Origin of the sequence: Enterobacter cloacae complex sp. Mu1197 (assembly GCF_040059225.1) — a bacterium.
Taxonomy (GTDB): Bacteria; Pseudomonadota; Gammaproteobacteria; order Enterobacterales; family Enterobacteriaceae; genus Enterobacter; species Enterobacter quasiroggenkampii.
The window spans coordinates 769,905-781,103 of the sequence record NZ_CP157375.1 but is presented as its reverse complement, the minus strand read 5'-3'; the positions used below and the strand labels follow the sequence as shown (position 1 = coordinate 781,103).

10 protein-coding genes are annotated in these 11,199 nt (G+C 55.9%); all 10 read right to left on the bottom strand.

Going from position 1 to position 11,199, the window contains the following annotated elements; all coding sequences use genetic code 11:
* Positions 1 to 16: 16 nt before the first annotated feature.
* On the bottom strand, positions 17 to 520 hold the full coding sequence (gene secM, locus ABFV38_RS03640) for a secA translation cis-regulator SecM (RefSeq protein WP_167213990.1): 504 nt from the start codon (positions 518 to 520) through the stop codon (positions 17 to 19).
* A gap of 279 nt (positions 521 to 799) precedes the next feature.
* Positions 800 to 1,717 carry a UDP-3-O-acyl-N-acetylglucosamine deacetylase gene (gene lpxC / locus ABFV38_RS03635; protein ID WP_010426966.1) on the bottom strand — a complete coding sequence of 306 codons (918 nt, stop codon included), beginning with the start codon at positions 1,715 to 1,717 and terminating at the stop codon, positions 800 to 802.
* Between the two features lie 101 nt (positions 1,718 to 1,818).
* Positions 1,819 to 2,970 (bottom strand): cell division protein FtsZ, encoded by a 1,152-nt coding sequence (gene ftsZ, locus ABFV38_RS03630; RefSeq protein ID WP_008501978.1) that lies wholly within the window; start codon positions 2,968 to 2,970, stop codon positions 1,819 to 1,821.
* A 63-nt stretch (positions 2,971 to 3,033) separates the two neighbouring features.
* On the bottom strand, positions 3,034 to 4,290 hold the full coding sequence (gene ftsA / locus ABFV38_RS03625; RefSeq protein WP_006173845.1) for a cell division protein FtsA: 1,257 nt from the start codon (positions 4,288 to 4,290) through the stop codon (positions 3,034 to 3,036).
* Positions 4,287 to 5,129, bottom strand: a complete 843-nt coding sequence (gene ftsQ / locus ABFV38_RS03620; protein ID WP_023293285.1) for a cell division protein FtsQ — start codon at positions 5,127 to 5,129, stop codon at positions 4,287 to 4,289. Before ftsQ ends, ftsA begins: the two co-directional genes overlap by 4 nt.
* A gap of 1 nt (position 5,130) precedes the next feature.
* Entirely contained in the window at positions 5,131 to 6,051 is a 921-nt protein-coding gene (locus ABFV38_RS03615; protein ID WP_235403529.1) for a D-alanine--D-alanine ligase, read from the bottom strand.
* The gene (gene murC / locus ABFV38_RS03610) at positions 6,044 to 7,519 is read right to left on the bottom strand and encodes a UDP-N-acetylmuramate--L-alanine ligase (protein WP_023293287.1); all 1,476 of its coding nucleotides are present in this window, start codon (positions 7,517 to 7,519) and stop codon (positions 6,044 to 6,046) included. Before murC ends, ABFV38_RS03615 begins: the two co-directional genes overlap by 8 nt.
* Before the next feature lie 56 nt (positions 7,520 to 7,575).
* The gene (murG, locus tag ABFV38_RS03605; protein ID WP_126534276.1) at positions 7,576 to 8,640 is read right to left on the bottom strand and encodes an undecaprenyldiphospho-muramoylpentapeptide beta-N-acetylglucosaminyltransferase; all 1,065 of its coding nucleotides are present in this window, start codon (positions 8,638 to 8,640) and stop codon (positions 7,576 to 7,578) included.
* Positions 8,637 to 9,881, bottom strand: coding sequence for a cell division protein FtsW (gene ftsW, locus ABFV38_RS03600; RefSeq protein WP_008501983.1), 1,245 nt, complete (start codon positions 9,879 to 9,881; stop codon positions 8,637 to 8,639). The genes murG and ftsW overlap by 4 nt, the downstream gene beginning before the upstream one ends.
* Complete coding sequence (gene murD / locus ABFV38_RS03595; RefSeq protein WP_045907796.1) at positions 9,881 to 11,197, bottom strand: UDP-N-acetylmuramoyl-L-alanine--D-glutamate ligase; 1,317 nt, start codon at positions 11,195 to 11,197, stop codon at positions 9,881 to 9,883. Before murD ends, ftsW begins: the two co-directional genes overlap by 1 nt.
* Positions 11,198 to 11,199: the final 2 nt, after the last annotated feature.

The window sequence follows — 11,199 nt, the reverse complement described above, 5'->3', positions numbered from 1 at the left end:
TATTGAAAAAGTTAATTTAGCTGAGGCGTTGAGGCCCGGCGCGAATGCCATGAACCTGGCTAATCCAGGTTGAGACAGAGAATGAAACAGGAGGAACGAGCGCGCGTTGCGCCGTCTCGCGCACCATGACCGGCGGCTGGCTGTCCTGCGTAAGCAGAGCATTAAGCGTGTCCAGCAGGGCAAGATGCTGGGCCTGCACCGGCAGCGTCTCTTCCGCCACAGGCATTGCCTGGGGCGCCATCGCGAAGGAGAGATGGCGGATAACCGTGCGGATAGCGTGCTGGTGCCAGTAATCAACGGAGAAATTTGGGCGGCGGCTGGCTTCAAGCCACGCGAGGTTTGTAAAGTTAACCCGCGTGTTGAGATCGTGTTTGGTGGTAGAGGTCTTCGCTGGCGTCGCCGCTTCGGCACTGTTGCTGAGCGCAGGCAAGCCGAGACTCGCCGCGACCATCCCTAATAAGAGATGCGGCCAGAAGTAACGTCTGCCAAATTGTCGCCAGCGCGTCAGTATTCCGCTCACTTGCTCCACCACATAAGCCAGCCTGTAACAGGCTACTTTTAAGTTATTTTTTTAAGCGCCCAGATATTACCACTAAAGCCAATGCACATCAGCAGGAATGAGGTGCCGCCGCGGGGAAAAACGGTCAAGAATGCAGCTAACGCACGCATTTTCTGCGCAAGACAAACAAGAGATAACGCTGGGGCAAACGAAGAAGGGCAAAAATAAAAACGACTGGTCTTCCTGGTCGGAGAGAGTACCAGGTTAACCAGTCGATTTTTTACGAAACGGCGTGAACCGTTACGCCAGAACCATGTTTGGCGCTTTGAAAGCCAGCGGCAGTTCTGCTTCGTCTTCGAAGGTCACATATTCCCAGGCTTCCTGTTTTGCCAGGACGGCCTGCAACAGTTTGTTGTTCAGCGCATGACCGGATTTGAACGCGGTAAATGCACCAATGATATTGTGACCACACATAAACAGGTCGCCGATAGCGTCCAGCATTTTGTGACGAACGAATTCATCTTCGAAACGCAGGCCGTCTTCGTTCAGTACGCGATAATCGTCAACAACGATGGCACAATCGAAGCTGCCGCCCAGGCACAGGCCGCGGGACTGCAGATATTCGATATCACGCATGAAGCCAAACGTACGGGCTCGGCTGATCTGGCGCATAAACGCATCAGCAGAGAAGTTCATCGCGTAGCGCTGGGTGCTGGAATCAATCGCCGGATGGTTAAAGTCGATGGTAAAGTCCAACGAGAAACCATTGTACGGTTTGAATTCAGCCCACTTATCGCCATCTTCGACGCGAACGGTCTCTTTGATGCGAACAAATTTCTTCGCGCAGTTCAGTTCTTCGATGCCGGCATCCAGCAACAAATAGACGAACGGTGCAGCACTGCCATCCATAATCGGGATTTCTGGCGCATCGACTTCAACAATAATGTTGTCGATACCCAGCCCCGCCAGGGCGGCGTTCAGGTGCTCTACGGTAGAAATCCGCACGTCATGCTCGTTCACCAGACAAGTACAGAGCATAGTATCACGCACAGATTTGGCATCGGCCGGAAAATCTACCGGTGGATTCAAGTCGGTGCGACGATAGATGACCCCGGTATTGGCCGGCGCAGGGCGTAACGTCAGCGTGACTTTCTTGCCGGTATGTAAACCGACACCCGTCGCCTGAACGATACGTTTAAGTGTCCTTTGTTTGATCATCGTATAATCTCGCCAAATTAACTATCCAACCGAGAGTGTATATCACTAACGGTGGGCCAGTTTAGCACAAAGAGCGCAAATCCCCTAATTCCAGCCAATTCTTAATCAGCTTGCTTACGCAGGAACGCCGGGATATCCAGATAATCTGGCTCTTTCGCCGTTTGCGGCGTTGGGTCGTTCACCACTTTCGCGGCCGGTTTTTGCTCCTGAGTCAGCGGAGACATACCGTGCTGCTGGTAACGATCCATTACCGGTTGCTGAGTCTGCTTATTGGTCACTAAGGTGATCTCAGGACGCTTGTCCATACCGATACCGGTCGCAACAACGGTAACACGCAGCTCGTCGTTCATTTCAGGGTCAAGCGAAGTACCGATTACCACGGTAGCGTTGTCAGAGGCGAACGCACGGATAGTGTTACCCACGGTTTCGAACTCATCCAGACGCAGGTCAAAGCCAGCGGTAATGTTGACCAGCACGCCACGCGCACCAGACAGATCGATATCTTCCAGCAGTGGAGAAGAGATGGCCATTTCAGCCGCTTCTTCTGCACGGTCTTCGCCGCTCGCCACGCCAGAGCCCATCATCGCGTAGCCCATCTCGGACATCACGGTACGAACGTCTGCAAAGTCAACGTTCATCAGGCCAGGACGGGTAATCAGTTCAGCGATACCCTGAACCGCGCCTTTCAGCACGTCGTTTGCTGCACCGAAGGCGTCCAGCAGGGAGATACCGCGACCCAGAACCTTCAACAGCTTGTCGTTCGGGATGGTGATCAGCGAGTCCACGTGCTTGGACAGCTCGGTGATACCCTGCTCCGCAAAGGCCATACGCTTCTTGCCTTCAAAATTGAAAGGCTTAGTCACGACAGCAACGGTCAGAATACCTAAATCTTTAGCCACTTCAGCTACAACAGGTGCTGCGCCGGTACCGGTACCGCCACCCATACCTGCTGCAATGAAGACCATGTCCGCACCTTCCAGTGCAGCGCGCAGGGCTTCACGATCTTCTTCAGCCGCATTGCGGCCCACTTCCGGGTTAGCCCCTGCTCCCAGCCCTTTGGTGATACCACCGCCGATCTGGATAGTCTGGCCTACAGCCGTCTTACGCAGTGCCTGTGCATCGGTGTTAACTGCAAAGAATTCAACACCTTCAATGCGTTCACGCACCATATGCTCTACGGCGTTACCGCCGCCGCCACCGACGCCGATGACTTTAATCACCGCGTCGTTGGTCAGTTCCATAGGTTCAAACATAATTTCTCTCTCCGTTGTGCCTGTCGCCCGAGACCGCTAATTCTCTCCGGTCTCTTAAAAAAATTAAAACTCTTTTCGCAACCAGTTGTTCAGTCGTTTGACCCACGACCCCACTGAGACGCGTTTTTCCACTTCCGCTTCACCACTGAGATGAGATTCCTTCCCGTAGTGGAGCAGGCCCACAGCCGTTGAATAATACGGCTCCTGAGCATAATCCGTTAAACCGGTGATATTCAGCGGCGCACCAATACGCACCTGCGTATGGAACACGCGCTGTGCACAGGCCGCAAGACCTTCAATTTGCGCTGCACCGCCGGTTAATACAATCCCCGCCGCAAGATGATGTTTAACACCCTGCTGACGAAGCTGTTCCTGTAACTGTAAAATCTCTTCGTTGACCAGGTTGAGCAGCTCGGTATAGCGCGGCTCGATCACCTCTGCCAACGTCTGGCGCTGCAGGCTGCGCGGTGGACGACCACCGACGCTTGGCACTTCAACGCTCTCATCTTTGCCAACAATAGAGCCCAGCGCACAGCCGTGGCGCACTTTAATCGCTTCTGCATCGCTCGGTGGCGTACCAAAAGCGTAAGCAATATCGCTGGTCACGACGTTCCCTGCGTACGGGATCACTTTGGTGTGGCGCAACGCACCGCCGGTATACACGGCCATGTCCATTGTACCACCACCAATATCGACCACACAGACACCCAGTTCACGTTCATCTTCGGTCAGCACGGAATAACTTGCCGCCAGACCGGCGAAAATAAGTTGGTCAACTTTCAGGCCACAACGTTCAACGGCTTTTACAATGTTCTTCGCCATATCGTTGTGACATGTGATCAGGTGCACTTTTGCCTGCATACGAACGCCTGACAGACCAACCGGGTTCTTGATCCCTTCCTGGTAGTCAATCGCATATTCCTGCGGGATCACGTGCAATACGCGATGCTCATCGCGGACACGCACGGATTTCGCCGTATGCACAACGTTTTCAACGTCTTCCTGCGTCACTTCTTCTTCGGAAATCGGCACCATACCGATTTCGTTCTGGCAGCTAATGTGCTTACCAGAAAGGGCCAGATAGACAGAAGAAATCTGGCAATCTGCCATCAATTCAGCCTGATCGATGGCGCGTTGGACGCACTTCACCACCGATTCAAGATCGTTTACCCCACCTTTATCCATACCACGGGACGGGCAACTGCCCACGCCAATGATATTGACCATACCGTCGGGCAGAACTTCCCCTACTAAAGCGGCAACCTTCGCGGTGCCAATCTCCAGTCCAACTACCAGTTTTCTGTCCGTCGCCTTGATCATTGTTGTTCTGCCTGTACCTGTGCCTGATTCTGTTGCTGATTAGGTTCCTCGACCGGAGCCGGTACCCAACCGACTGCTGCGCCTGAGTCATAGCGCAAATCAACGTAGCTTATCCGTTTGCCGTCAGTCTGTGCCTGCTGCTGTAAAACCGGGTAAAGTTCGACAAAACGCGCCAGACGCTTCATGGTGTCCCCGCGCCCCAGGTTGAGCTTAATGCCGTTCGTTAACGTAAGCTGCCAGGAACGGCGCGCCGTCATGGCAGCATCTTTTAACGTAAACCTGTCCTTCGCCAGAACCTGACCCATTTCACGAAAACCCTGTAACACTTCGTTTTCGCTGCCTTCAGGGCCATACAACATCGGTAAATTTTGCTTGTTGACACGATCGGCCGGGACGCTGAAGGAATTTCCGTCGACGTCAACCATGTGCTGATCATTCCAACGCGCAATGGGCACATATTCAACCAGATGAATCTTCAATTCATCAGGCCATTGCTTTCTTACGCTCGCCTGTTTTATCCATGGCAGACGTTCAATCTGGCTCTGGATAATATTGACGTCCTGAGTCATAAAGGTGCCAGGCGAGCCCAGTGCCAGTATTGACTGGCGAATATCGTCGTTACGCGTGTAGTGACGCTCACCGGTGACCACCAGCTTAGAAAGTGGCAACCGCTGCGCATCTTCCATCCAGCCCAGGACCATCCAGCCGCTGATAAACACGGTGCACAGCACCCCGAGCAGGAAAATGATGCCTGCAAGACGCGTTCCATTACTGCGGCGTGAAGAGGTGTATTCTTCCTCGTCATCGCGGTTGCGCGTGTTCAATGCAGCCTGAGACATATCAGCCCGCCTGGTCCAGAATGCGTACGACTAACTGCGAGAAGCTCATCCCCGCCTGACGCGCGGCCATCGGCACAAGGCTGTGGCTGGTCATTCCCGGAGAGGTATTGGCTTCCAGCAGATAAAATTGTCCATCCCGGTCCTGCATCACGTCGATGCGTCCCCAGCCCTGGCAACCCAGAACATGCCAGGCTTTAAGCACCAGGGACTGTAAATCGGCTTCACGCTCAGCTTCAAGACCACTTGGGCAGAAATATTGCGTCTCATCAGAGAGATACTTCGCCTCATAATCATAGAAGACTCCAGCGGGTTGGATACGGATTGACGGTAAAATTTCTTCGCCAAGCATCGCGACGGTAAATTCCGGCCCGCTAAGCCATTTTTCTACCAGAACTTCATCATCATGTTGAAATGCCAGCGCTAAAGCGGACGCTAAATCGTCAGCTTTGTCGACTTTGGACATTCCCACGCTGGAGCCTTCCCGGCTGGGCTTTACAATAACCGGTAAGCCCAGTTCAGCAATGCGCGCATTAACGCTATCCGACAGGCCCAATTCAAATTCGCGTCGCGTCAGCGCTACCCATGGTGCGACAGATAACCCTGCGCCCTGCCACAGCAGCTTGCTGCGCAGTTTATCCATAGAGATAGCGGAAGCCATCACGCCGCTGCCGGTGTACGGCAGGCCGATCAGATCCAGAAGCCCCTGCAGGGTGCCGTCTTCACCGCCACGACCGTGTAAAGCGATAAAAACTTTATCGAAGCCCATGGCTTTTAATTGCGTCACGTCGACCTCTTTTGGGTCAACCAGGTGCGCATTGACGCCACCTTCACGCAGGCCCGCCAGTACAGCCGCGCCGGAATTCAGGGAAACCTCGCGCTCGGCGGAGGTGCCGCCAGACAGGACAGCAATCTTATCAGCCATGATGCTCATCCTCCTGGTTTTGCGGCTTCAGTTTGATTTCAGCTAAGGTACGGGCGATTTTGCCGATATTTCCCGCACCCTGAATCAGAATCAAATCGTTACCTGTCAGGACCGGTGCCAGAATTTCCGCCACCTGGGCAGGGTCAGAAACCAGAATAGGGTCAACCTTACCGCGTCCACGAATGGTGCGACACAGAGAACGGCTGTCTGCGCCCGGAATCGGCGTCTCGCCTGCGGCGTATACATCCAGCATTAGCAGGGTATCAACCTGCGACAGGACGCTGGCGAAATCGTCATACAGATCGCGCGTACGTGTGAAGCGGTGCGGCTGGAACACCATCACCAGATTCTTGTCCGGCCAGCCCGCACGTGCGGCTTTAATGGTGGCGTCCACTTCGGTTGGATGATGACCGTAGTCGTCCACCAGCATCGCCGTACCGGCTTTACCGTTCACCGGATCCAGCGGGAATTCACCGAGGAAGTCGAAACGACGACCGGTGCCCTGGAAGCTTTCCAGCGCGCGCAGGATCGCATCATCATCAATGCCTTCTTCCGTCGCGACGGCCACTGCCGCTGCGGCATTGAGCGCGTTATGGCGCCCTGGCGCATTCAGCGTCACGTGCAGCAGCTCTTTGTCCTGACGCGCCAGCGTGAAGTGCCCCTGCGCGCCAATCTGTTTGTACTCTTCCACGCGGACGTCAGCGTCTTCACTGAAACCGTAGGTGGTGATTTGACGACCCACGCGTGGCAGCAGCTCGCGGATCACCGGATCGTCTACGCACATCACCGCGCGCCCGTAGAACGGCAGGTTGTGCAGGAAGTTGATAAAGGTCTGCTTTAAGTTCTCGAAGTCACCCTGGTAGGTATCCATATGGTCCGCTTCGATGTTGGTGACAATCGCCACCATCGGCTGCAGGTGCAGGAACGACGCGTCGCTCTCATCCGCTTCAGCAATCAGATAACGACTGTGGCCCAGACGCGCATGCACGCCCGCGGCTTTAACCAGACCACCGTTGACGAACGTCGGGTCGAGACCCGCTTCTGCATAAATACTGGAGACCATCGCCGTGGTCGTGGTTTTACCGTGGGTCCCGGCAATCGCGATGCCGTGGCGAAAACGCATCAGTTCCGCCAGCATTTCTGCACGGCGGATCACCGGAATGCGCGCGTCATGCGCGGCAACAATCTCCGGGTTGTCAGAGGAGATGGCGCTCGATACCACCACCACGCTCGCATCGCGCACGTTTTCCGGGCGATGGTTAAAATAGATAGTCGCCCCAAGCGACGCCAGCTGCTGCGTTACAGGGTTTGGCGCCAGGTCAGACCCGCTGATCTGATAACCTTCGTTAGCTAACACTTCGGCAATACCGCCCATGCCAGCACCACCGATGCCAACAAAGTGAATGTGCCGGACGCGACGCATCTCGGGCACGATTGAACGCAGTTTTGCCAGTTGTTGTGTATTCATTCTCTAAACGCCATCGACTACTTAAAATTCGTGCCGCGCTTCACGCGCTGCGAGGGTTAAGCCTGAGCTGCCAGGCTCACTTCTTTTGCCACCCGTTCCGTCGCATCAGGGATAGCCGCCGCGCGCGCGCGTTCAGCCATCTCAAGCAATACGTCTCTGTTCCAGCCCGCCAGGGTGGTGGCGACCGCGTCGGCGGTAAATTGTGGCTGCTCAAAAATTTTCGCCGCACCGGCTTTCTCAAGCGGCAGGGCATTCCAGTACTGTTGCCTGTCTTTGTGCTGGAAAGGCACAAACAGAGCTGGCAGCCCCGCGGCAGCGATTTCGCTTACCGTTAAGGCGCCAGAACGACAGACCACGACATCGGCCCAGGCGTACGCTGCCGCCATGTCGTCGATAAATTCCGTCACGTTATGCTGCGGCTGCCCCGCCTCGGCGTAAGCCTGCTCAACGGTCTGCTGAGCGCCTTTTCCACTCTGGTGCCAGATGGTGACGGTATCACCCAGCTTTGCGGCAACCTGCGGCATCGTCTGGTTTAAAATACGTGCGCCCTGAGAACCGCCGACGACCAGCACACGCACCGGCCCTTCACGGCCCGCCAGGCGAGCCTCCGGCAGCGGCAGTGCCAGCACGTCCACGCGCACCGGATTTCCCACCACATCCGCTTTCGGGAACGCGCCGGGAAATGCCTGCATGACTTTGGTTGCGATTTTCGCCAGCCATTTGTTGGTCAGACCCGCAATACCGTTCTGCTCATGCAGCACGACGGGAATACCTAACGACCACGCGGCTAACCCACCTGGACCCGAGACATAGCCGCCCATGCCCAGCACCACATCGGGCTTAAAGCGCTTCATGATGGTGCGCGCCTGACGCCAGGCGTTAAAAATGCGCACCGGTGCCAGCAGCATTGCCTTGAGGCCTTTGCCCCGAAGGCCGGAAATACGAATAAAGTCGATCTCAATACCGTGTTTCGGTACCAGGTCGGCCTCCATGCGGTCTGCGGTTCCCAGCCAGCGTACCTGCCAGCCCTGATCCATTAAATGGTGCGCAACCGCCAGTCCCGGGAACACATGTCCGCCGGTACCGCCTGCCATCACCATTAACCGCTTCGGTTGATTCATCGTGAACCTCGTGTAAACGCCTGGGCTTTTTCCAGACGCGTCTCATAATCTATGCGCAACAACAGCATGATGGCCGTCGACATAATCAACAGACTGGAACCACCATAACTGATCAACGGCAACGTCAGACCTTTGGTCGGCAGCATACCTGCTGCGGCCCCGACGTTAACCAATGCCTGGAAGCTAAACCAGATACCAATTGAGCAGGCCAGGAAGCCTGAGAAACGGTGATCGATCTCCAGCGCTTTCCGGCCGATGGACATGGCGCGGAAAGCGACGAAGAATACCATTAATAGCGCTAATACCACACCGATATAACCCAGTTCTTCCGCAATAATGGAGAAGATGAAGTCAGTATGCGCTTCCGGTAAATACTCCAGTTTCTGTACCGAGTTACCCAGCCCCTGCCCCCAGAGCTCACCGCGCCCAAAGGCCATAAGTGACTGCGTCAGCTGATAGCCGCTGCCGAACGGGTCTTCCCACGGGTTCCAGAACGAGGTTACGCGGCGAATACGGTAAGGCTCGGCGAGGATCAGCAGCACAACCGCTGAAATCCCCATCCCGATAATGGCGATGAACTGCCACAGCTTTGCGCCCGCCAGGAACAGCATGGCCAGCGTGGTGACAAACAGTACCACCACGGTACCGAGGTCAGGCTGCGCCAGCAGTAATACCGCCAGCACCAGAATCACGCCCATCGGTTTTAAGAAGCCGCGCAGGTTATTACGCACTTCATCTACCTTACGCACCAGGTAGTTCGCCAGGTAGCAGAACAGGGAGAGCTTGGTAAATTCCGCAGGCTGAATACGCAGCGGGCCAAAGGCGATCCAGCGTGATGCCCCGTTTACGGAGCTCCCCACCACCAGAACGATCAGCAGCATAATGATCGAGGCGATCAGCATCGCCGTACTGTGTCGCTGCCAGAACTCCATCGGCAGACGCAAGGTCACCAGCGCCAGGCAGAATGCCAGGATAATGTACAGACCATCACGCTTGGCAAACAGGAAAGGATCGTTCGCCAGACGCTGCCCGACGGGCATTGACGCTGACGTCACCATAATAAAGCCGACCGCCGCGAGCCCCATCGTGAGCCAGAACAACGTGCGGTCGTACATGATCAGGCTGTCGTTATCTTTTTGACGAGAGCCCATCACCCAGCCTTTGAGTGCCGCAAACAACCACACCAGGATCCCAAATCCTGGCAGGCGCGGCATTTTCAGGCGAGGGAGAGATAAACGCATCAGCCTAACTCCTTCGCCAGGCGGGTAAAGACATCACCACGCTGTTCGAAATTCTTGAATTGATCGAGGCTGGCACAGGCCGGAGAGAGCAGCACCATATCACCCGGCTTCACGCGAGGGGCAATCAGCCGCATCGCCTGTTCCATGGTTTCGGTTTGCTCGGCGACCTCAGGGCGCAGTGCAGCCAGCTCGCTGCCGTCACGGCCGAAGCAGTACAGACGGACGTTATCGCCGGAGAGATACGGCTTCAGGGACGAGAAATCCGCTGATTTACCGTCGCCGCCCAGCAACAGATGCAGGGTACCGTCAACGTGCAGGCCGTTCAGCGCGGCCTCCGTGCTGCCCACGTTGGTGGCTTTGGAGTCGTTGATCCAGCGCACGCCGTTGTGCTCCAGCGCCAGCTGGAAACGGTGTGCCAGGCCGGAAAACGTGGTTAACGCTTTCAGGCTTGAGGAGCGCGGCAGCCCCACTGCGTCCGCCAGCGCCAGCGCCGCCAGCGCATTGGTATAGTTGTGCTGACCAGAGAGCTTCATCTCTTTCACGTTCAGCACTTTCTCACCTTTCACGCGCAGCCAGGTTTCACCCAGCTGGCGGTTGAGATGATAATCACCCATGGTGATGCCAAAACTGATGCAGCGGTCGTCTGCGCCACGCACCGGCATGGTCAGCGCATCATCGGCGTTCACTACGCAGACTTTGGCATTCTCATAAACGCGCAGCTTGGCGGCGCGGTACTGCTGCAGACCAAATGGATATCTGTCCATGTGATCTTCAGTCACGTTGAGGATCGTCGCAGCGGCAGCATGCAGGCTGGAGGTCGTTTCCAGCTGGAAGCTGGAAAGCTCGAGAACATAGAGTTCACAGCCTTTGTCCAGCAGCATCAGAGCAGGCAAACCAATGTTACCGCCAACGCCGACGTTCATGCCCGCCGCTTTTGCCATTTCCCCCACCAGGGTGGTGACGGTGCTTTTACCGTTAGAACCGGTAATCGCGATAACAGGCGCCTGCGCTTCGCGGCAGAACAGCTCGATATCGCCGACAATCTCAACGCCTGCATCTGCGGCAGCGCTCAGGGAAGGATGCGCCAGCGCCATACCCGGGCTGGCGACAATCAGATCGGCTGCCAGCAGCCAGTCATCATTCAGACCACCAAGGTGGCGTTCAACCTGTTCCGGCAGTTTATCCAGACCCGGCGGAGAGACACGCGTATCCATCACGCGCGGCGTCACGCCACGTGCGAGGAAAAAGTCCACGCAGGAAAGGCCCGTGAGGCCTAACCCGATGATAACGACTTTTTTACCCTGGTAATCTGCCATGA